This is a genomic window from Caulobacter sp. ALps2 (genome assembly GCF_058681635.1).
In genome coordinates this window covers 5,085,973-5,107,011 of record NZ_CM178743.1, presented here as the reverse complement: position 1 = coordinate 5,107,011, position 21,039 = coordinate 5,085,973, and the positions used below count along the sequence as shown (strand labels likewise).

15 protein-coding genes and 1 pseudogene are annotated in these 21,039 nt (G+C 67.8%); 13 read left to right on the top strand and 3 right to left on the bottom strand.

Going from position 1 to position 21,039, the window contains the following annotated elements; translation table 11 throughout:
* Positions 1-70: 70 nt before the first annotated feature.
* On the top strand, positions 71-1,882 hold the full coding sequence (locus ACW173_RS24090) for an alpha-amylase family glycosyl hydrolase (protein ID WP_492082681.1): 1,812 nt from the start codon (positions 71-73) through the stop codon (positions 1,880-1,882).
* Positions 1,861-3,504: an alpha-amylase family glycosyl hydrolase gene (locus ACW173_RS24085; protein WP_492082680.1), complete on the top strand. Its 1,644-nt coding sequence runs from the start codon at positions 1,861-1,863 to the stop codon at positions 3,502-3,504. The genes ACW173_RS24090 and ACW173_RS24085 overlap by 22 nt, the downstream gene beginning before the upstream one ends.
* Positions 3,505-3,639: 135 nt before the next feature.
* Here the strand turns inward: ACW173_RS24085 and ACW173_RS24080 are convergent.
* Positions 3,640-4,727 (bottom strand): annotated as a pseudogene (locus ACW173_RS24080) (LacI family DNA-binding transcriptional regulator).
* A gap of 236 nt (positions 4,728-4,963) precedes the next feature.
* On the opposite strand from ACW173_RS24080, the gene ACW173_RS24075 reads away from it, so the two are divergent.
* The 4 genes from ACW173_RS24075 to ACW173_RS24060 all read left to right on the top strand — a co-directional run bounded on the left by ACW173_RS24075 (position 4,964) and on the right by ACW173_RS24060 (position 12,399).
* Entirely contained in the window at positions 4,964-6,469 is a 1,506-nt protein-coding gene (locus ACW173_RS24075; RefSeq protein ID WP_492082679.1) for an MFS transporter, read from the top strand.
* Between the two features lie 13 nt (positions 6,470-6,482).
* Positions 6,483-8,801, top strand: coding sequence for a glucan 1,4-alpha-glucosidase (locus tag ACW173_RS24070; protein WP_492082678.1), 2,319 nt, complete (start codon positions 6,483-6,485; stop codon positions 8,799-8,801).
* A gap of 123 nt (positions 8,802-8,924) precedes the next feature.
* Positions 8,925-11,273 carry a methyl-accepting chemotaxis protein gene (locus tag ACW173_RS24065; protein ID WP_492082677.1) on the top strand — a complete coding sequence of 783 codons (2,349 nt, stop codon included), beginning with the start codon at positions 8,925-8,927 and terminating at the stop codon, positions 11,271-11,273.
* 163 nt (positions 11,274-11,436) lie between these two features.
* Complete coding sequence (locus ACW173_RS24060) at positions 11,437-12,399, top strand: glucokinase (RefSeq protein WP_492082676.1); 963 nt, start codon at positions 11,437-11,439, stop codon at positions 12,397-12,399.
* A 29-nt stretch (positions 12,400-12,428) separates the two neighbouring features.
* On the opposite strand, the gene ACW173_RS24055 is transcribed toward ACW173_RS24060, so the two are convergent.
* Complete coding sequence (locus ACW173_RS24055) at positions 12,429-13,643, bottom strand: hypothetical protein (RefSeq protein ID WP_492082675.1); 1,215 nt, start codon at positions 13,641-13,643, stop codon at positions 12,429-12,431.
* A 134-nt stretch (positions 13,644-13,777) separates the two neighbouring features.
* On the opposite strand from ACW173_RS24055, the gene ACW173_RS24050 reads away from it, so the two are divergent.
* From ACW173_RS24050 to ACW173_RS24020, 7 genes are all read left to right on the top strand, one after another.
* The gene (locus tag ACW173_RS24050; protein WP_492086058.1) at positions 13,778-14,284 is read left to right on the top strand and encodes a GAF domain-containing protein; all 507 of its coding nucleotides are present in this window, start codon (positions 13,778-13,780) and stop codon (positions 14,282-14,284) included.
* Positions 14,285-14,381: 97 nt separating this feature from the next.
* Positions 14,382-15,533: a GNAT family N-acetyltransferase gene (locus ACW173_RS24045; protein ID WP_492086057.1), complete on the top strand. Its 1,152-nt coding sequence runs from the start codon at positions 14,382-14,384 to the stop codon at positions 15,531-15,533.
* Positions 15,533-16,453 carry a glycosyltransferase family 2 protein gene (locus ACW173_RS24040; RefSeq protein ID WP_492082674.1) on the top strand — a complete coding sequence of 307 codons (921 nt, stop codon included), beginning with the start codon at positions 15,533-15,535 and terminating at the stop codon, positions 16,451-16,453. Before ACW173_RS24045 ends, ACW173_RS24040 begins: the two co-directional genes overlap by 1 nt.
* A complete protein-coding gene (locus tag ACW173_RS24035) occupies positions 16,339-17,364 on the top strand; it encodes a hypothetical protein (protein ID WP_492082673.1) in 1,026 nt (341 codons plus the stop codon). Before ACW173_RS24040 ends, ACW173_RS24035 begins: the two co-directional genes overlap by 115 nt.
* A gap of 154 nt (positions 17,365-17,518) precedes the next feature.
* Positions 17,519-18,043 carry a flavin reductase family protein gene (locus ACW173_RS24030; RefSeq protein ID WP_492082672.1) on the top strand — a complete coding sequence of 175 codons (525 nt, stop codon included), beginning with the start codon at positions 17,519-17,521 and terminating at the stop codon, positions 18,041-18,043.
* Between the two features lie 81 nt (positions 18,044-18,124).
* Positions 18,125-19,621: a CoA-acylating methylmalonate-semialdehyde dehydrogenase gene (locus ACW173_RS24025; RefSeq protein ID WP_492082671.1), complete on the top strand. Its 1,497-nt coding sequence runs from the start codon at positions 18,125-18,127 to the stop codon at positions 19,619-19,621.
* A gap of 30 nt (positions 19,622-19,651) precedes the next feature.
* Entirely contained in the window at positions 19,652-20,620 is a 969-nt protein-coding gene (locus tag ACW173_RS24020) for a M15 family metallopeptidase (protein ID WP_492082670.1), read from the top strand.
* On the opposite strand, the gene ACW173_RS24015 is transcribed toward ACW173_RS24020, so the two are convergent.
* On the bottom strand, positions 20,617-21,030 hold the full coding sequence (locus ACW173_RS24015) for a hypothetical protein (protein ID WP_492082669.1): 414 nt from the start codon (positions 21,028-21,030) through the stop codon (positions 20,617-20,619). The genes ACW173_RS24020 and ACW173_RS24015 overlap by 4 nt on opposite strands.
* Positions 21,031-21,039: the final 9 nt, after the last annotated feature.

Genomic DNA, 21,039 nt, shown 5'->3' with positions numbered 1-21,039 from the left:
ATCGGCTCTGCAAATTCTTGCAAAGAGTTGCAAGGGCGATCCCAAGGTCGCCGCGAACGGGAGGGGAGCGATGTCGACCTTGACGTCCTGGCGACGGACGCTGCTGGTCATGACGGCCGCGAGCGCGCTTGCCGTGGGCGCGCTGGCGACGGCTGTGTTCGCCGCTCCCCAGCCGTACCAGCAGCGCAAGCCGCAAGACGAGGTGATCTACTTCGTCCTGCCCGATCGTTTCGAGAATGGCGACGCGACCAATGACCACGGCGGACCCGCTCTGGGGAGCTTGGTCGACGGCTTCGATCCGGCGCGGGCGGGCTTCTATCACGGTGGCGATATCCGGGGGGTGACCCGGCGGCTGGATTACATCCAGGGCCTGGGCGCGACGGCGGTGTGGCTGGCGCCGATCTTCAAGAACCGCGCGGTGCAAGGGCCGCCCGGCCACGAGTCGGCCGCGCACCACGGCTACTGGATCACCGACTTCACCGACGTGGATCCGCATCTCGGGACCAAGGCCGACTTCAAGGCCCTGGTCGACGCGGCCCATGACCGAGGCATGAAGGTCTATATGGACATCGTCGTGAACCACACGGCCGACGTCATCCAGTACAAGGAATGCCCCGACAGCCGCTGCGCCTATCGCGGCGTCGCGGACTATCCGTATGTCCGCCAGGGTGGGGTGGCCGGCGCGCCGATCAACGACGGTTTCGACGGCAAGGACTTCAGCAAGCTCAAGCGGACCGACTGGGCCTATACGCCTTACGTCCCGGCCGGGCAGGAGCACGCCAAGAAGCCCGAGTGGCTGAACGATCCGATCTACTATCACAACCGAGGTGACAGCACTTTCGCCGGCGAGAGCTCGCTACTGGGCGATTTCGCGACGCTGGACGACGTGTTCACCGAGAACCCACGCGTGGTGCGGGGCTTCATCGAGGTCTATGGCCGCTGGATCGACGAGTTCGGCGTCGACGGCTTCCGCATCGACACCGCGCGCCACGTGGAGCCCGCCTTCTGGCAGGCCTTCGTCCCGGCCATGTTGGGTCGCGCCAAGGCCCGAGGCATCCCAAACTTCCACATCTTCGGCGAGGTGTTCGATCACGACGTCGCCGCCCTGGCGCGCCATGTGAAGGTCGATCGTTTGCCGGCGGTGCTGGATTTCGCGTTCCAGTCTGCCGCGACCGATGTCGCCATCGGCCGGACGGGCACGGATCGCCTGGCCGCGGTGTTCGCCGCCGATCCCGTCTACGAGGGCGGCGAGACGACCGCGCGCCAGCTGCCGACCTTCCTGGGCAATCACGACATGGGCCGCATCGGCTGGTTCATGATCAAGGCCAAACCGGCGATCTCGGACGAGGAACTGCTGGCCCGCGTCACCCTGGCCAACGCCCTGATGCTGACCGCGCGCGGCGTGCCGACCGTCTACTACGGCGACGAGCAGGGCTTCACCGGCGACGGCGACTATTCGGATAGTCGCGAAGACATGTTCCCCAGCCAGGTCGCCAGCTACAACGACAACCGTCTGGTCGGCTCGAAGGCGAAGGGACCGTTTTCGGCCTTCAGGACCGACGGCGTGCTCTACCAGCGCATCGCCGCGCTCTCGAAGCTGCGCGTCGCCACGCCCGCCTTGCGCGAGGGGCGTCAGGTGATCCGCGCGGCGACCGAAAAGCCGGGTCTGTTGGCCTTCTCGCGCATTCTGGGCAAGACCGAGGTGCTAGCGGTGTTCAACACTAGCGACCAGCCGCTGAAGGCCAATGTCGTGGTCGAGTCCAATTCCATCGCCTGGCGGGCGCTGCGCGGCGCATGCGTGTCGTCGGCCGGCGCGCCGGGCAGCTATTCCGTCGAGCTGAAGCCGCTCGACTACATGATTTGCGTTTCCGAGGGACGATAGTGACTGTGCAGGTTCTGGTTCGCCCCGGTGCGGAGACGTCGATGAACGCCGAATGGTGGCGCGGCGCGGTCATCTATCAGGTCTATCCGCGCAGCTACGCCGACTCGAACGGCGATGGCGTCGGCGACCTGCCGGGTGTCACGGCGCATCTGGACCACATCGCCTCATTGGGCGTGGACGGGGTGTGGCTGTCGCCGTTCTTCACCTCGCCGATGAAGGACTTCGGCTATGACGTCTCGGACTATCGCGACGTCGATCCCATCTTCGGGACCCTGGCCGACTTCGACGCCCTGATCGCCAAGGCCCACGACCTGGACCTGAAGATCATCATCGATCTGGTCTTCTCGCACACCTCGGACGAGCATCCCTGGTTCGCCGAGAGCCGCCAGGACCAGGCCAACGCCAAGGCCGACTGGTTCGTCTGGGCCGACGCCAAGCCCGACGGCAGCCCGCCCAGCAACTGGCAGTCGGTTTTTGGCGGCCCGGCCTGGACGTGGGACGCCCGCCGCGGCCAGTACTACATGCACAACTTTCTCAGCAGCCAGCCGCAGCTGAACCTGCACAATCCGGCGGTCCAAGAGGCCCTGCTGGCCGTCACCCAGTTCTGGGTCGACAAGGGCGTGGACGGCTTTCGCTTCGACGCCATCAACTTCTCGATGCACGATCCGAAGTTCACCGATAATCCGCCCTTGCCGCCGGGCGGCAAGCGCACGCGGCCGTTCGACTTCCAGGACAAGATCCACAACCAGAGCCACGCCGACATCCCGAAGTTCCTTAGCCGCCTGCGGGCGCTGACCGATGCGGCGGGCGGTCGGTTCTCGGTGGCCGAGGTCGGCGGCGACCACGCCGACCGCGAGATGAAGCTTTTCACGGCCGGCGATGATCGCCTGAACAGCGCCTACGGCTTCCTCTATCTTTATGCCGAGAAGCTGACCGGCGAGATGATCCCGCGCGGCGCGGCCATGTGGCCGGGCGCGGACGGGGAGGGCTGGCCGTCCTGGACCTTCTCGAACCACGACGCCCCGCGCGCGGTGTCGCGCTGGGCCGAGGGCCGCGACCGCAAGGCCTTCGCCGAGATGTGCCTGCTGCTGCTGATGGGGCTGCGCGGCAACGTCTTCGTCTACCAGGGCGAGGAGCTGGGTCTGCCCCAGGCCAATGTTCCGTTCGAGCGCCTGGTCGATCCGGAAGCCATCGCCAACTGGCCCCAGACCCTGGGCCGCGACGGCGCCCGCACGCCGATGCCGTGGACGGTGGGCGCGGTGAACGCCGGCTTCTCGCCGGTCGAGCCGTGGCTGCCGGTGGATCCCGAACACCTGCCGCTGGCGGTGGACGCCCAGGAGGCCGACCCGACCTCGACCCTGCACGTCGCTCGCCGCCTGATCGCCCTGCGCCGCGCCTATCCGGCCCTGCGCACCGGCTGCATCAGCTTCGTCGAGACCAACAGCCCGCTGCTGATCTTCCAGCGCGGGGAAGGGGCGGAGGCGATGCTGCTGGCCTTCAACCTGGGTCATGAAGCGGCGACCTGGTCGCTGCCCGAGGGCTGGGCCCTGATCGACGGCGTCAACCTGGGCGGCGAGGGCGAGATGCCGCCTTGTGCCGGGCTGATCGCGCGGCGGGTTTAGCAAGGACTCTGCTCCCCCGCGATGCGGGGGAGCTGTCGCGGAGCGACTGAGGGGGCGAGCGCTGCTTAAGTCCAGCTAGCCCCCTCCGGCCCTCTGGGCCACCTCCCCCGCATCGCGGGGGAGGAGAGGTTTTGTCTAGCCCCCGCAGCTCTCGCGGATGATCAGGTCGGTCGGCACCCGTTCCGACCGGCTCGCCCGCTCGCCGCTATCCAGCAGCTTGGACACCATCAGGCGGCCGGCCTTGGTGGTGTCCTGGGCGATGGTGCTGAGCGCCGGACTGGCGTAGCGGCTGAAGGGCACGTTGTCGAAACCCATGACCGAGACGTCGCCCGGCACCGACAGGCCCGCGTGCTTCAGGGCGCGCATGGCGCCCAGTGCGATCAGGTCCGAGGCGGCGACGACGCCGTCGAACGTCACGCCGTGGTGGATTAGGCTGTCGAGGGCGGCCTCGGCCGACTCGACCTCGAAGTGGGCGGGAACGATCAGGTCCGGATCGACGCCCAGCTTGGCGTGCTCCAGGGCGTCCAGATAGCCGCGATGGCGCTGCATGGCCTCGGGCGCTTCGGTGTCGCCGAGGAAGACGATGCGCTTGCGGCCCAGGCGTTGCAGATGCAGCGTGGCGCGGCGACCGCCCATGACGTTGTCCGAGCCGATCGAGCAGTAGTTCTGGTCGGGGAACTGCGCGCCCCAGACCACGAAGCGGTTCTCGGTCTCGGCCAGGCGGTTGAAGGCTGCGTGCAACGAGCTCTGACCCAGGAAGATCACGCCCTCGGCCCGGCTGGTGGTCATGGCCGCCGACAGGTCCTCGAAATTGGCCGGGGCGATGTGGCTGAGGATGACGTCACAGCCGCGTTCGCGGGCGGCTTCGCCGACCCCGGCCAGCAGTTCCTGGAAGAACGGGTCGGACATGCCGCTGTCGCGGCTCTGGACGCGTGGGGTGACGATGGCGATCGTCGCCTCGGCCCCGATCGGACCGGCGGGCATGTAGCGGCGGAAGGGGTAGTCCATCTCGCGCGCCAGCTTCCAGATCAGCTGCTTGGTGCGCTTGTTGACGGCGGGGCTGTCATTGAGGGCCCGCGAGGCGGTCGAGATCGAGACCCCTGCCAGCTTGGCCAGGTCCTCCAGTCGCGTCGCCCCCTTGCTCACTCCGAACCGCCCTTAATGCAAAGATTTCTGCAAACTTTTTCAGTCGCCCATAAGGCGCCGTTCGATCGCCTTTGCAAGCTGGGTGCTGCGAAATTTAGCTTGAAAACTGTTGCAAACTGTCCCGCGGGCTTTGCCGTTCGAGAGGGCGAGGTCGTGGGCGACTGAATGTCCTCATCCGCCTATAACCTCAATTAATCCTGGATTTCCCGTTGCACCTCACGGCGGCGCATGCGCAAATGTCCGCCACGAAGGTTTATGAAAAAACTTGCGAACCAGCCGGGAGCAACCGGCGGTCGGAGCGGGCGGAGGATCCATGGCCAGGCAAAGGCTGAACTTCCTGCAGATCTGGAACATGTGCTTTGGCTTCTTCGGAATCCAGATCGGTTTCGGCCTGCAGAACGCCAACACCAGCCGCATCTTCCAGACCCTGGGCGTCGACGTGAACCACCTGGCGATCCTGTGGATCGCCGCGCCGGCCACGGGCCTGCTCGTCCAGCCGATCATCGGTCATCTCTCGGACAAGACCTGGGGACGCCTGGGTCGCCGCCGGCCTTACTTCTTCTGGGGCGCGATCCTGACCACCCTGGCCCTGGTGGTCATGCCCAATTCGCCGACCCTGTGGGTGGCCGCCGCGGCGCTGTGGATCATGGACGCCTCGATCAACGTCACCATGGAGCCGTTCCGGGCTTTCGTCGGCGACAACCTGCCCGACGAGCAGCGGGCGACCGGCTACGCCATGCAGAGCTTCTTCATCGGCCTGGGCGCCGTGCTGGCCTCGGCCTTGCCGTGGATGCTGACGAACTGGTTCCATGTCGCCAACACCGCCCCGGCGGGCCAGATCCCCGACGCGGTGCGGATCGCCTTCTATACCGGCGGCGCTGGGCTGCTGCTGGCGGTGATGTGGACCGTCTTCACGACCAAGGAATACACGCCACAGCAGCTGGAAGCCTTCGAAACAGCCGAGTTCGATCAAGGCGTCCACGAGAACCCGGAGCCCTCGGTCAACGCCTACATCGGTCTGGCGGCGCTCGGCCTGCTGGGCGGGGCGGCCCTGGCCCTGATCGTCTGGACCGTCCGGCTGGAGAAGGAGCTCTACGTCCTGGCCGGCCTGCTGGCCGTGTTCGGCGTGGCCGGCGTCGTCGGCGTGCGGCTCAAGCGCATGGGCAAGACCCGCAACGGTTTCTCCGAGGTGCTGGAGGACTTCTTCAGGATGCCCAAGACCATGCGCCAGCTGGCGGTGGTGCAGTTCTTCTCGTGGTTCGGCCTGTTCGCCATGTGGATCTACACGACCCCGGCGGTGGCGGCGGTCCACTTCCACGCCGTCGACGCGACATCCAAGGCCTATAACGAGGGCGCCGACTGGGTGGGCGTGCTGTTCGCCGTCTACAACGGCGTGGCGGCCCTCGCGGCCCTGCTCATTCCGCTGATGGTCCAGGCCACCAGCCGCCGGGTCAGCCACGCGGTTTGCCTCGTGCTGGGCGCGCTGGGCCTGCTGTCGTTCCTGCTGATCCGCGAACCGGGCCTGCTGTGGGTCGGCATGATCGGTGTCGGCTTCGCCTGGAGCTCGATCCTGTCGGCCCCGTATTCGATCCTGGCCGGGGCCCTCCCGGCGCGGAAGATGGGCGTCTACATGGGCATCTTCAATTTCTTCATCGTCATCCCGCAACTGCTGGCGGCGACGGTGCTGGGCCTGCTGCTGAAGAGCTTCTTCGACGGCGAGGCGATCTGGGCCCTGGTCCTGGGCGCGGCGTCCTTTGCGATCGCCGCGGCCACGACCTTCTTGGTCCAGGACCGATCCACTCCTTCCCTTCAAGCCTGACGAGGTCCTCGCCATGCGCGCTCTGAAACGTCTCGCCCTGGCCTCGGCCGCTACCGTCATCGCCGGCGCGGCCCATGCCGCCGCGCCCACCACCTGGGCCTATTCCGCCAAGACCGGCGTCGGCGCGTCCTACGAGGCCTATGTCGACGGCGCCTACAAGGCCGGCGGCAAGACCGGGGCGGTGTCCAAGGTCTGGTTCTCGATCGCCGACGGCGTGCTGACCGAGACCATGTACGGCCTGATCCACGAGGCCCAGATCAAGCAGATGCGCATCGCCGTCCAGACCGCGACCGGCCTGGCTGTCGAGGGCGCGGACACGACCTCGAAGACCGAATACCTCCACGTCGACGCCGCTGGCCGGCCGCTGTCGCCGGCCTACAAGATCACCACCACCGACAAGCAGGGGCGCTTCGTCATCGAGAAGCGGATCTTCACCGATCCCGATCGCAACAGCCTGTTCTTGCGGGTGACGGTCAAGGCGCTGAAGGGCCCGGTGACCCCGACCCTGGTGCTGGAGCCGCACATGGCCAACACCGGCGGCGGCGACGTCGGATCGTCGTCGGTGGCCGCCCTGACCGCTTCCGAAGGCAAGGCCTTCCTGAGCCTGAAAGGGGGCAAGCCCTTCGCCAAGGCCGGCGCCAGCGTACTGAAGGACAACGATGCGCTGCTGGGGCTGACGGCGACCACCACCTCGGCCAAGGGCGCGATCGTTCTGACCGGCCAACTGCCGGCCGTGGCCAAGGAAGCCACCTTCGACTTCGCCGTCGGCTTCGGCTCCGACGCCAAGGCCGCCGATGCGACCGCCGCCGCCACGCTGAAGACGGGTTATGCCGAGGTGCTGGCCCGCTACAACGGCGAGGGCGCGCGGGTGGGCTGGGAAGACTATCTGGCCTCGCTGAGCGAACTGCCGCGCCTGCGCGAAGCGTCGGAAGACGGCGGCAAGCTGCTGCAAGCCTCGGCCCTGATGCTGAAGGTCCAGGAGGACCGCACCCACGCCGGCGCCCTGATCGCCTCGCTGTCGAACCCGTGGGGCGACACGGTCGACGCCACCCAGTCCTCGACCGGCTACAAGGCCGTCTGGCCGCGCGACTTCTACCAGTGCGCCATGGCGCTGGCGGCCTTGGGCGACAAGGATACGCCGCTGGCGGCCTTCCACTACCTGCCGACCGTCCAGGTCGGGGCGAAGACCGCTGGCAACAAAGGCGACGGCGGCTGGTTCCTGCAGAAGTCGCACGTCGATGGCACGCCCGAATGGGTCGGGGTCCAACTGGACCAGACGGCCATGCCGATCATGCTGGGCTGGAAACTGTGGAAGCTGGGCTGGCTGTCCGACGCCGACCTCAAGACCTTCTATGGCAGGATGCTGAAGCCCGCCGCCGACTTCCTGGTCAAGGGCGGCAAGGTCGACCTGGGCTGGAACCACTCGACCATCACCCCGCCGTTCACCCAGCAAGAGCGCTGGGAAGAGCAGGGCGGCTATTCGCCGTCGACGACCGCCGCCGTGATCGCGGGCCTGGTCGTGGCCGGCGATATCGCCGAGGCCGCTGGCGACACGGCGTCGGCGCGCACCTACCGCAAGACCGCCGACGACTATTCCGCCAAGGTCGAGGCCCGCATGGTCACGACCAAAGGCGGCTTCGGCGACGGCCACTACTACCTGCGCCTCAACAGCGACCAGGACGCCGACAACAAGAGCCCGGTCGAGGAGCGCAACGGCCAGGCGGCCGTGCCCGAGGACAAGATGCTGGACGCCGGCTTCCTGGAGCTGGTCCGCTACGGCGTGCGCCGCGCCGACGATCCGGCCATCGTCGCCAGCCTGCCCAAGGTCGACGACCAGTCGCTCGAGGACCTCCACCGCGTCCGCTACGACTTCACCTTCCCAGGCGTGGATGGGAGCTTCCCCGGCTGGCGCCGCTACGGCGTCGACGGCTACGGCGAGGACACCAAGACCGGCGCCAACTACGGGGCCGACAACCAGATGCGTCCGGGCCAGCGCGGCCGTGTGTGGCCGATCTTCACCGGCGAGCGCGGCCACTATGAGCTGGCCCTGGCGGGTCTCGCCGGCAAGCCCGACGCGGCGGCGGTCAAGAAAATCCGCGACACCTACGTCAAGGCGATGGAGCTGTTCGCCAATGAGGGGCTCTTGATCCCTGAGCAGGTCTGGGACGGCGTTGGAGCCAAGAGCGCTCACGACTACGCGCGGGGCGAGGGGACCGATAGCGCCACCCCGCTGGCCTGGAGCCACGCCGAGTATGTCAAGCTGCTGCGCTCGGTGAGCGACGGCCAGGTCTGGGACACCTATGCGCCAGTGAAGGCCCGGTTCTCGCGCTAGAGTAAGGCCATTTGGGCGCGGATTGTCGCAGTTTCGCGTCCTCATGGCATAGTTAACGAGCGCTTTAGGATTCGGCCGCGAAGACATGGTTAACAGCCACTCTCGCGGCCGGAGACCTTTGAAATGACAGCGTTCCGTCGTTTGACCATCGCCTGGAAATTGATCCTGGTGGCCGGTCTGGCGATCGGCTTCTTGCTGATCGCCGCGGCGGTGGCGGTGTCGTCGCACACCAGCGCCATCGTCTCGGGTCTGACCGACCAGTATGCGAGCGCCGTCGCCGAGGAAGCGATCGACCAAGTCAACGCCGACATTTCTTCGGCCGCCGCCGCCGCGCGGGCCATGCAGGCCTCGATCGCCGCCGCCCACGAGGCCGGCCTGACCGAGCGCGACAAGTACATGGCGATGGTCAAGCCGAACGCGCTGGCGACCAAGAGCGTCATGGGCGCTTGGCTGATGGCCGAGCCAAACGCCCTGGACGGCAAGGACGCCGAACATGTCGGCGACGCCGCAACGGCCTCGAACAAGGACGGTCGGTTCTCGGTCTACTGGGTCAATCATGACGGCAGGCCGGGCCTTGAGCTGGAATCCGACGGCAGTGACTTCGCCCAGTCCTACTATACCGACACCGTGAAGGCGGCCGGGGCGCGGCTGACCGAACCCTATTTCGACACCGTGGCGGGCGGTCAGGTCGCCATGACCTCGGTGGCCTATCCGGTGATCTCGGGCGGCAGGGTGATCGGCGCGGCCGGTCTCGACATGTCGCTGGACAACCTGTCCAAGGTCCTGGGCGAGCTGCATCCGCTGGGCGACGGACGGGTCATGCTGCTCTCGTCGGGCGGCGAGTGGGTCGCCCATCCCGACCCCGCCAAACGCATGAAGCCCTATGGGGACGCGGACGCGGAGGCCGTGCGCGGCGTCCTGGCCGGCGGGGCGGCCGTTGAGATCAAGGGCGTGAAGAACGGCGATACGGCGATGATTCGCATCGTCCGCCCGATCCCGATGCCCGAACTGAACGCCACCTGGGCCCTGGTCATGGACGTGCCGGTGGCCGCCATCACCGGTCCGGCCGACCGGCTGGCCAAGATCCTGTTCGTGGGCGGCCTGGTGATTACCGCCGCCGTGCTGGCCGCGTTGTTCCTCGCCAGCGCGGTGCTTGTGAAGAAGCCGCTGACGGGTCTGACCCGCAGCGTCGATAAGCTCTCCGCCGGCCGCTATGACGAGGCCGTCCCCGGCATCGACGGCGGCGACGAGATCGGCGCCATCGCCCGCGCCCTGGACGGCTTCCGCCACGACCTGGCCGATGGCGAGCGCCGCCGGGCCGAGCAGGAGGCCGAGCGCGCCGCCGCCGAAATCGAACGCCATCGCCACGAACGGGAGGCGCAAGCCTTCGCCAGCGCCCAGGCCAAGGCCGTTTCAAGCCTGGGCGAGGGTATGGAACGCCTGGCCGACGGCGACCTGATCTGGCGTATGCGCGAGGACGACTTCCAAGGCGACGCGACCAAGATGCCGCGCGACTTCAACGCCGCCGTCGAGAGCCTGCAGGCGACCATGGCCGGCATTCTCAACGCCGCCCGCAGCATCCGCACCGGTTGCGCCGAGATCAGCGGCGCCGCCGACGACCTCTCGCAGCGCACCGAGCGTCAGGCCGCTGGCCTGGAGCAGACCGCCGCCGCCCTCGACCAGATCACCGCCACGGTGAAGCGCAGCTCGGAAGGCGCCGAGCGCGCGCGTCAGGTGACGATCAGCGCCAAGGCCGCCGCTGAACGCAGCGGCGCGGTCGTGGCCGAGGCCGTCCAGGCCATGGGCGGCATCGAGAAGTCCTCGCGGTCGATCACCCAGATCATCGGCGTCATCGACGAGATCGCCTTCCAGACCAACCTGCTGGCGCTGAACGCTGGGGTCGAAGCCGCCCGCGCGGGCGACGCCGGTCGCGGTTTCGCGGTGGTCGCCCAGGAGGTGCGGGCCCTGGCCCAGCGCTCCGCCGACGCCGCCAAGGAGATCAAGGGCCTGATCAGCGCCTCGACCGACCAGGTCGGCAAGGGCGTCAAGCTGGTCGGCGAGACCGGCGACACCCTGCGCGAGATCCTCACCCAGGTGGCCGAGATCAACGAACTGGTCGGCGAGATCGCATCGTCCTCCAAGGAGCAGGCCGTCGGCCTGGCCGAGGTGAACCAGGCGGTGAACCAGATGGACCAGGTCACCCAGCAGAACGCCGCCATGGTCGAGCAGTCGACCGCCGCCAGCCACGCGCTGTCGACCGAGGCCGCCGAGCTGGAACGCCTGATCGGCCGCTTCCAGGTCGGGGCGGTGGTGCACGAGATGCCGGCCCGCGTCGAGCGTCGTCCAACGGCTCCGGCTCCGCGTCCGGCGTCGGCGCCAACCCGCGAAACCTTCCGCCAGCGCTACGTACAGGGCTCCAGCGCCCTGAAGATCCAGCCGGGCTCGCGTCCGGGCGAGTGGGAAGAGTTTTAAGGGGCAGGGCTGCGACGCCGCGTCCCATTGGCCGATGGCGCGTCTTTGCGGAGACTCCTACTGTGCGACGCGCGACAGCGGCGCGACGCCGTCCGGATTTTAGAGGCGACCTGTCAGGCTGGGCCTCGTGTCCGCGTGGCGTTGGCTAGTAGGGGGATCAATCATGACCGACCCGAAGGACCAAATCCCGCACATACTGCTGGCGGACGTGAACGGCCTGCGCGCGAGTATCGCGCTGGTCGAACGGGGGGGAGCGCCGGCCGACGTAAGGGTGGTGGACTGCGCTAGCCAGGACGAACTCATCGCGCTTCTTGCCAGGCTCCGCGACGGCTTTGAGGGGCCGGTTCTAGGCGTCGGAATCGCCGCGCCGGGCCCCAACCTGGACGGCGTCATCCAGCTGACGCACGCGCCCATGCGCCTGGAGGCGAAGGTCATCGCCGAGCGGCTGGGCCTGCACCGTCTGCATCTGGTCAACAATTTCACCGCCAGGGCGATGGCCGTGCCGTTGCTGGAAGGGCCGGCTCTGGAGCAGATCGGCGGCGGCGCCCCGCATCGCGACGCGCCGGCCGGAGCCATCGGCCCTTCCGAGGGGGGTGTCGGCATGTCCATCCTCAATCCGGACGGTTTCGTCGGGTGGATGGCCGCGGCGGCCGAGGGCGGCCACGTGGACCTGGCGGCGGCCAATGCCCGCGAGGCCGAGGTGATCGGCGTGCTGCGCGACATGCACGGCCATGTCTCGACCGAACACGTCCTGGCCGGGCGAGGGGTTTTGGACGTCGCCTACGCGCTTTCGGTTTTAGGGGGCGGGTCGAAGCGGCCCGCCGACATGGCGGCCCTGCTGGCGGCGGCGCGTCAGGGAGATCCTATCGCGCGGGAAACCTTCGCCCTGGTCTCGGGGTGGCTGGGCGCGGTGTCGGGCAACCTGGTCCTGATGGCCGGCGCGCGCAGCGGGGTCTACATCATCAGCGCGACCGTGCTGTCGTGGGGCGAAATGCTGGACCGGACGATCGTGCGCGAACGCTTCGAGGCCAAGGGCCGGATGGCCGCCTATCTTCGGGACGTGCCGCTCTATCTGGTCAACGAACCCAATTGCGGCCTGCTGGGGCTGACCGCCTTCTTCAACTGAACGCCCGGTCGCCCTGAAACGCGGGCGGCTCAGTTGCGATAGGGCAGGTTGAGCGCCGGGCAGGCGACCTCTCCGGCCGGGACGGGGGCGAGCGGGGCCACCATCGGACCGCTGAGGAAGGGGGCTTTCAGACGACGGCACAGGTCCAGCTCCCTCAGGCTGTTGACCATGGCCACGCCTTGCCAGGTGCGCTTGGCGCGATAGATCTCGGGGTCCTCGAGAAAGCGGCTGATCGCCGCCAGGCGCGCGCGTTCGTCGGCGCCCTCAAGGACGAGGGTGACGCTGTTGACCGCCCCGGTCGGCAAGCTTTCGATCCGAAAGCCTGGATCCCGCACATGCAGGTCGATCAACGAGAAATAGGGGCCGAGGAACTTCCGGATCTGGCCTATCGCGCCGTAGGACGGTTCTCGCGGGACATCGTGGACGCTGGCCGCCATCCGTGGGCGCAGCCCGCGTGGCAGCTTTTCGATGCTCGCCCTGTACCGCTCGCGCACCGACGGCTTGATCAGCGACGAGAAGCAGAACGGCAGGAACATGTAGCCCGGCCGCGGGCGCGCCATCTGTTCCCGCGCGGCGTCCAGGCACGCCAAGTCGCGAGCGGCCACGTCGGCGTCCTCGATCGCGCCGAAGGCCTGATCGTTCCAGGCCATCCGCCAGTCGACGCCGCTGCCGACGAAGCGCTCCTTGTTCAGATAATAGATGCCCCACCAGCCGGTATTGGGCTTGGGCGCGTCCAGAAGGTCGTTGATATCGCCCGGCGGCGGCTCGGGTTCGATCGCGGCCAGCTCATCGGCTGGCGGCGCGCCTTCCAGCGGGCCGCCCGGGGGCTTGATGCTGGTCACGGTGTTTGGGGTGATTTTGCATACGCGGCCGGTGAACTCGCCATCGTCCTCCCCGGCCAGCAGGGCCTTGAGCGCCTCGCCGTGCATGCTGGCGAAACGCATGACGTCGGTCTGGTCGCCCTCGAACGTCAGCAGCGTGACTTCACCGTCGCCTCTGTCGCCGAACATTTTGAGCTGCAGGTCTCGCGCCATGGCCTGCAGTTCGTTCGCATCCAGCCGTGTGGCGCGGGGATCGGCAAGGACGAAGGAGTACGGTGCGACCAGGCCATAGCGCCTGGGCCAGGCCCAAGCGGTTTCCAGGTAAGCGCTGGCGACCTTGCCCACGAGCGCGGCCATGGCTTCGGAACTGGCGAATCGCAGATCCTCGCCGACGAAAACCTTCAGGCAGGCGATCGCAGTCATGCCCGGAGGATGCCGATTTTACTGATTAGAATCCATTACCAGTGCGGCATGGGCGGCGCGACTCGGCGTCGCAAGGCCGAGAGAACGTCATGGAGACCCCTCGCATCCGCCGCCGGTCGCGCTATATCCGCGGCATGGCCGAAGCGTTCAACGACCTCACCCTCTCCGCCGACAAGGCGACCCGCTACGCCGAGGTCGCCGAGGAGATCGCCTCCGTGCTGGACGGCGAGCCGAATGTCACCGCCCGCATGGCGACGGTGGCGTCGATGCTGGCCAACAGTTTCGACAGCTATTTCTGGACCGGCTTCTACGTCGTCGATCCCACGAAAGAGCGCGAGCTGGTGGTCGGCCCGTATCAGGGCACGCTGGGCTGCCTGCGTATCGCCTATGGGCGCGGCGTCTGCGGCGCGGCGGCGGCGACCGGCGAGACCCAGCTTGTCCCGGATGTGCACGCCTTCCCGGGCCACATCGCCTGTGACGGCCGTTCGGAGAGCGAGATCGTCGTGCCGGTCTTCGGCCCCGACGGTCAGCTGATCGCGGTGTTCGACGTCGACTCCGACCAGCCCGCCGCTTTCGACGAGACCGACCAGCACTGGCTGGAAAAGATCATCAAGGCGACGTTCGAGACGACGATTGCATAAACGGGTAGCCGCTTCGTCGGATTCCCCACACATGGCCCGCTGATTGCAGCGCGAGGTCCATCTTTCCCTAACCCGACCCGGAGTAGGACAGGTGGACATGCTGGACGTCGAGACCCTTCACCCGAGCCTGCTGAGCGCCGCCGACGTGGCGCTGTGGCGGAGCCTGGCCGGCGCGCAAGGTGCGTTCTGCAACCCTCTGCTGGGGCCTGACTTCGCGCAAGCCGTTGGAAAGGTTCGTGAAGATGCACGGGTCGCGGTGGTCCGCCGCGATGGCCAGACCCAGGGCTTTCTGGCCTATCACCGTCGCCCCGGCGGCCTGGCGCGGCCGATCGGCTCGCCGCTGTCGGACTATCACGGCTTGGTGGCCCGTCCCGATGCGGGACTGGATCTGGCGCGGGTGCTGCGCGGCGCCGACGTCTCGGTGTTCCGCTATAGCGGCCTGATCGATCCGAACGGCGTCTTCCCAGCCTCGCCCGAGACCGACCGGACCGCCTATGTCATCGATCTGGCCGAAACGTCCGTTGAAGACTATCTCGAGGCCGTCCGGGCCGCGAGCCCCAAGAAGATCAAGAACTACCGCCGCCTGGACAACAAGCTGGACCGCGAGGTCGGGCCGGTGCGCCTGGTGGCCGGTGACGTCAGCCGTAAGGCCTTCAACCAACTGATCGACTGGAAGCGCGAGCAGTTGCTGCGCACCGGCATGCACGATTTCCTGCGCGCCGACTGGACGCGCGAGCTGATGGCCGACCTGTTCTCGGCCCGAGATGGCGACTTCCGCGGTCTGATGATCAACCTCTATGCCGGCGACACGCTGGTCGGCGGTCACTTCGGCATCCGCCAGGGCGCGACCTATCACCCTTGGCTCGCTTCGATGAGCCCCGAGCATGCCGCTTGGTCGCCGGGGCAGATCTTCTTCCTGCGCGCCATCGCCGCGATGCCGGAGCTGGGCCTGACCCGCTATGATCTCGGTCCCGGCCACGACCACTACAAGCGGTCCTACGCCCTGAAGAGCATCACGATCGGTGAGGGGGCCGCGACGGCCTCCAGCATCGGCGGGCGCGTGGCGTCGTCGATGGAGAGCGTCTGGAGCATGGCAGGCGGCCATGGCGCGGGGCCGGTCGGCCAGCTGCGCCGCAGGATGGACGCCATCGCCAGCAGCGAGCTGACCATGTCCGGCCGCGTGCGCGACTTCGTCGGGGCCGTGGCCTCGAAGGCGCAGCGCCGTGGCGGGGATCATCCGGAGGTCTGATGGCGCGCATCACGATCATGATCCCGACCCAACGACGTCTCGATGGCCTGGCCGTCGCGGCGCGTTCGGTGTTCGGCCAGACCGGCGTCGACCGCACCGAGCTGGAGCTGGTGATCGTCGACAACGACCAGGTCCCCTCGGCCAAGCCGGTCGTGGACGACCTGGCCAAGGCCGCGCCGTTCCCGGTGATCTATGTCCACGAAAAGCGCCCCGGCGTCGCCTTCGCGCGCAACGCCGGCATGGCCCGGGCGTCGGGCGAGCTGATCGCCTTCCTGGACGACGACGAGGAGGCGCCGACCAGCTGGCTGGCGGCGCTGCTGGCCGCGCGGATCCGCTTCGACGCCGACGTGGTGTTTGGCCCCGTGCGCACCCGCGCCCCGGCCCACATCGTCGAGAACCGCGACTACCTCGAGCGCTTTTTCTCGCGCGTCGGTCCGGCCGAGGCTGGGCTTCTCGATCATCACTACGGCTGCGGCGATAGCCTGATCCGCCGGGCGGCCCTGCCGGACCCGGTCACGCCCTTCAGTGTCGAGCGCAACCACATCGGCGGCGAGGACGACCTATTGTTTGGCCACATGGGCGCGGCCGGCGCGCGGTTCGCCTGGGAGCCGGCGGCCTGGGTCTGGGAAGAGCCGGTGCTGTCGCGCCTGAACCTGCGCTACACGATCGCCCGCGCCTTCGCCTACGGCCAGGGGCCGACCTCGCACTGCGCCGCCGCCATCCCGCGCGACAATGTGGGCGTCGCCCGCTGGATGATCATCGGCCTGGGCCAGGCCGCCGTCTTCGGCGTCGTGGCTGGCTTCAAGTGGCTGACCCGCGCCAAGGATCGCGCCGAATGGCTGGACCGCGCCGCGCGGGGCCTGGGCAAGACCTTCTGGTGGGGTCCCTTCAAGATCCATTTCTACGGGAGGACCGCGTGAGCGTGATCACCGACTGGACGGCGGGCAAGGCCAAGGCCTTCGGCCGCGAAAACCTGATGTTCAAGCACGCCTTGCATGAGCGTCCGATGTTCGACGACGAGGGGCTGGCGCGCCTGCTGGACCTGTATCCCCGCGACAAGCTGGGCGTCTTCACCATGGGCGAGGATCCCAAGGCCTGGACCACCTGGCGCAAGGGCTCGGCCGGCGATCTGACGGGCGACCAGTTGCTGGACGCCGCCAAGACCGGCCGCATCTGGCTGAACCTGCGCCAGACCAACGATCACGTGCCGGAGTACGCCGCCCTCAGCGACGAGATCTTCGCCGACAAGGAGGCCCATGTGCCGGGCCTGAAGACCTTCAAGCGCGACGTCGGCATGCTGATCTCCAGCGCCAACGCCCAGGTCTTCTACCACCTCGACGTGCCGCTGGTGTCGCTGTGGCAGATCCGCGGCGAGAAGAAGGTGTGGGTCTATCCGGTGGCCGATCCCTATGTGGGCGACCTGGCCTTGGAGAAGATCGTGCTGCGCGAGACCGCCGAGCAGTTCGCCTTCGAGCCCGAATGGGACGCGGGCGCCCAGGCCGTCGACCTGACGCCCGGGAACATGGTCACCTGGAAGCAGAACGCCCCGCACCGGATCGAGAACGGTCCGATGCTGAACGTCTCGATCTCGATCGAATTCATGACCCCGCCGGCCCTGATGCGGGCCAATGTCATCTATGCCAACGGCGTGCTGCGTCGCCGACTGGGCGCCAAGCCGCGCGTGCAGGACGGTTTCGGACCCACGGCCCTGGGCAAGCTGGCCGTGGCGCGCGGGGCCAAGGCGCTGGGCCTGCAGACCCCGCACGTGCGCCACCTGCCGGTCACCTTTGGCCTTGATGCGGCGCGGCCGGGTGTTTTGGTTGAAGGCTGAAGATCCTCCCCCTCTGGGGGAGGTGGCCCGAAGGGCCGGAGGGGGCAGCTCGGAGGTGGCGGTTCTGCCCCCTCCGTCAGCTTCGCTGACACCTCCCCCAGAAGGGGAGGATCTGATCTTGCCGACCGTTCCGCTTTGCCCCACTGCTTAGGCGATGAGTAAAGCGGTTACGATCGAACTGGGGGAGGGCGCCGAGCACGACGCCCGGGCTCTGCGCAATGCGTTTGGGTGCTTCACGACCGGGGTGACGGTGGTCACGACCGTCCGCGAGGACGGGCACAAGGTGGGGCTGACGGCCAATTCCTTCACTTCGGTGTCGCTGGACCCGCCGCTGGCCCTGGTCTGTGTCGACCTGAAGTCCTCCAGCCTGCCGGTTCTGGACGCCGCCGGGCGCTGGGCGGTCAACGTTCTGCATGCCGAGCATCAGGCCCTGGCCCGGCAGTTCGTCCAGAAGGACACCGACCGCTTCGCCGGCATCGACACCGAGACCTGGCGCACCGGCGTGCCGATCCTGCCCGGCTGCATGGCCAATTTCGAGTGCGAGACGCACCACGTCTTCGACGCCGGCGACCACCGGGTCTATGTCGGGCGGGTGGTCAAGCTGCGCTACGACCCCGACCACGAGCCGCTGGTCTACCTGCAAGGCAGGTTCCGCCGCGTCCATGTGGACGCCGAGTAGGGCGGTCTGAGTAGAATTTCGCGCGATACTGCGCGAACCTTGGATGCTATTGACGCCAAAAACCGCGTTAGGGAGCGCATCATGCGAGACATCGCCCATTTCGTGAACGGTCAGACCCTGGCTGGTTCCTCCGGCCGCTTCGGCGACGTCTTCAATCCCAACACCGGCGAGGTCCAGGCCCGCGTGCAACTGGCGACCGACGCCGAGCTCGACGCCGCCGTTCAGGCCGCCGCCAAGGCGCAGATCGGCTGGGCGCAGACCAATCCGCAACGTCGCGCCCGGGTGATGTTCGAGTTCAAGCGCCTGATCGAGCGCGACATGAACAGCCTGGCCGAGATCCTGTCGTCCGAGCACGGCAAGGTCATCGCCGACAGCAAGGGCGACATCCAGCGCGGCCTCGAGGTCATCGAGTTCGCCTGCGGCATCCCCCATATCCTGAAGGGCGAATATACCGAAGGCGCGGGCCCCGGCATCGACGTCTATTCGATGCGCCAGCCGCTGGGGGTCTGCGCGGGCATCACGCCGTTCAACTTCCCGGCCATGATCCCGATGTGGATGTTCGGCATCTCGATCGCCGTCGGCAACACCTTCATCCTCAAGCCGTCGGAGAAGGATCCGACCGTGCCGGTCAAGCTGGCCGAGCTGATGATGGAGGCTGGCGCGCCGGCGGGCGTGCTGAACGTCATCCACGGCGACAAGAGCGCCGTCGACGCCATCCTCACCCATCCGCTGATCCGCGCGGTCAGCTTCGTCGGCAGCTCCGACATCGCCCACTATGTCTACCAGACCGGCACGGCGCACGGGAAACGCGTCCAGGCCATGGGCGGCGCCAAGAACCACGGTGTCGTCCTGCCCGACGCCGATCTGGATCAGGTGGTCAAGGACCTGTCGGGCGCGGCCTTCGGTTCGGCCGGCGAGCGTTGCATGGCCCTGCCAGTGGTGGTGCCGGTGGGCAAGGCCACGGCCGACGAACTGCGCGAGCGGATGGTCGCCGAGATCGGCACGCTGAAAGTGGGCATCTCCACCGACGCCGACGCCCACTACGGGCCGGTCGTCTCCAGCCAGCACCGCGCCAAGATCGCCGACTACATCCGCATCGGCCAGGAAGAGGGCGCCGAGCTGGTCGTCGACGGCCGCGACTTCCAGCTGCAAGGCTTCGAGAAGGGCTTCTTCATCGGCCCGTCGCTGTTCGACGGCGTCAAGAAGGGCATGAAGACCTACCAGGAAGAGATCTTCGGCCCAGTGCTGCAGATCGTCCGCGCCGAGAGCTTCGAGGAGGCCATGGCCCTGCCGTCCGAGCACCAGTACGGCAACGGCGTCGCCATCTTCACCCGCAATGGCCGCGCGGCGCGCGAGTTCGCCGCCCGGGTCAATGTCGGCATGGTCGGCATCAACGTGCCGATCCCGGTGCCGGTGGCCTATCACACCTTCGGCGGCTGGAAGCGCAGCGCGTTCGGCGACACCAACCAGCACGGCGTCGAGGGCGTGAAGTTCTACACCAAGGTCAAGACGGTGACCGCCCGTTGGCCGGAAGGCGATGTGGGTGACTCGAGCTTCGTCATCCCGACGATGAAATAACGGCCTGGCAGCAGTCTTTGGGGCGCGGTGATGAGCATGCTGGTTCGACGATCCTTCCTGTCCATCGCCGCCGCCGGGCTTTTGGCGCCGGCCGCCCTGGCGCGGACAAAGGCCGAATGGGCCGCCATCGGCCAGTACGGCGACAAGGCCGCGCCGTTCACCGTCTTCGAGCAGGACGGGGCGCTGCACATCGATGGCGAGGGCTTCAAGTCCGCTAGGCTGACGCCCTCGGGCGGTGGTCGCTATGTCATCGCGGGCGGCGGTGAGCTGGCGCTGGAGAAGGGCGGGGTACGCCTGAACGGCAAGTCCCTGGCCTTCCACGACTTCGGCCTGGAGACGCGGGACCGCATCCGCAAGGCCGTCCGCGCCGATCCGGTGGCGCTGCGCAAGCGGGCCTTGGCCGCGACGCCGCCGGTCGAGACCGATCGCCTGCCGTCCGACCTCGTCGACGTCAAGACTGTCGATCCCGGCATCAAGCTCGACATCCGGTACGCCACGCCCGACAATTTCATGGGCATTCCGCTCTACGAGAAGCCGGCGGCGTACATGCAGCGTCCGGCCGCCGAGGCTCTAGGGCGGATCCACAAGGCGTTGGCCGCCAAGGGTTATGGCCTGCTGATCCACGACGCCTACCGGCCTTGGTACGTCACCTGGATGTTCTGGGACGCCACGCCGCTCGAGGACCACGTCTTCGTCGCCGACCCCTCGCAGGGCTCGCGCCACAACCGCGGCTGCGCGGTGGACCTGACGCTGTACGACCTGAAGACAGGCGAGGCCGTGGAGATGCCCGGCCGCTACGACGAGTTCTCGACCCGCTCCTATGCCGACTTCGTGGGCGGCACGACGGCGCAGCGGGCGCGGCGTTTGGTGCTGCGCCAGGCGATGGAGGCCGAGGGCTTCACCGTCTATCCGGAAGAGTGGTGGCACTTCGACTTCAACGACTGGAAGCGCTACCCGATCGGGACGAAGACCTTCACGGAACTGGCGGGCGGGCCCTAGGCGTCCCAGGTGAACTCCACGACCGCCCAGCCGTACGAGCGGATCCGCCAGCGGTCGCCGTCGCGCGCCTGCACGAAGGTCCAGCCGCCCAGTTCCTTGAACGGCGCGCCGTCGCGCACGCCGACCCAGCGGGTGGGCAGGGTGAAGTGGACGGTGTCGCCGGTGACCCCGAAATCGTTCGGCCGCTCGAACGTGTGACGCAGCTCGCCGATCGCGCCGGCGTGCTTGGCCATCAGGGCCTTCCATTGGGTCAGGCCCGACTGACCGTTGAAGACGTGCGGCGGGAAGTTCTCGAGAATGGTAACGTCGCCGTCGGAGAACACGCCGTCCAGCAGGGCTTCGTCGCCGGTTTCGAGGAACCGGGCCACGGCCTCGGGGCCGGCCATCATCGCGGGGTCGAACGCGGTCATGGGGAACTC

Coding starts and splice junctions, on each gene's coding strand:
- ACW173_RS24090 (WP_492082681.1), top strand. CDS start 71: ATGTCGACCTTGACGTCCTGGCGACGGACGCTGCTGGTCATGACGGCC.
- ACW173_RS24075 (WP_492082679.1), top strand. CDS start 4,964: ATGGCCAGGCAAAGGCTGAACTTCCTGCAGATCTGGAACATGTGCTTT.
- ACW173_RS24070 (WP_492082678.1), top strand. CDS start 6,483: ATGCGCGCTCTGAAACGTCTCGCCCTGGCCTCGGCCGCTACCGTCATC.
- ACW173_RS24065 (WP_492082677.1), top strand. CDS start 8,925: ATGACAGCGTTCCGTCGTTTGACCATCGCCTGGAAATTGATCCTGGTG.
- ACW173_RS24060 (WP_492082676.1), top strand. CDS start 11,437: ATGACCGACCCGAAGGACCAAATCCCGCACATACTGCTGGCGGACGTG.
- ACW173_RS24055 (WP_492082675.1), bottom strand. CDS start 13,643: ATGACTGCGATCGCCTGCCTGAAGGTTTTCGTCGGCGAGGATCTGCGA.
- ACW173_RS24050 (WP_492086058.1), top strand. CDS start 13,778: ATGGCCGAAGCGTTCAACGACCTCACCCTCTCCGCCGACAAGGCGACC.
- ACW173_RS24045 (WP_492086057.1), top strand. CDS start 14,382: ATGCTGGACGTCGAGACCCTTCACCCGAGCCTGCTGAGCGCCGCCGAC.
- ACW173_RS24040 (WP_492082674.1), top strand. CDS start 15,533: ATGGCGCGCATCACGATCATGATCCCGACCCAACGACGTCTCGATGGC.
- ACW173_RS24030 (WP_492082672.1), top strand. CDS start 17,519: ATGAGTAAAGCGGTTACGATCGAACTGGGGGAGGGCGCCGAGCACGAC.
- ACW173_RS24025 (WP_492082671.1), top strand. CDS start 18,125: ATGCGAGACATCGCCCATTTCGTGAACGGTCAGACCCTGGCTGGTTCC.
- ACW173_RS24020 (WP_492082670.1), top strand. CDS start 19,652: ATGAGCATGCTGGTTCGACGATCCTTCCTGTCCATCGCCGCCGCCGGG.
- ACW173_RS24015 (WP_492082669.1), bottom strand. CDS start 21,030: ATGACCGCGTTCGACCCCGCGATGATGGCCGGCCCCGAGGCCGTGGCC.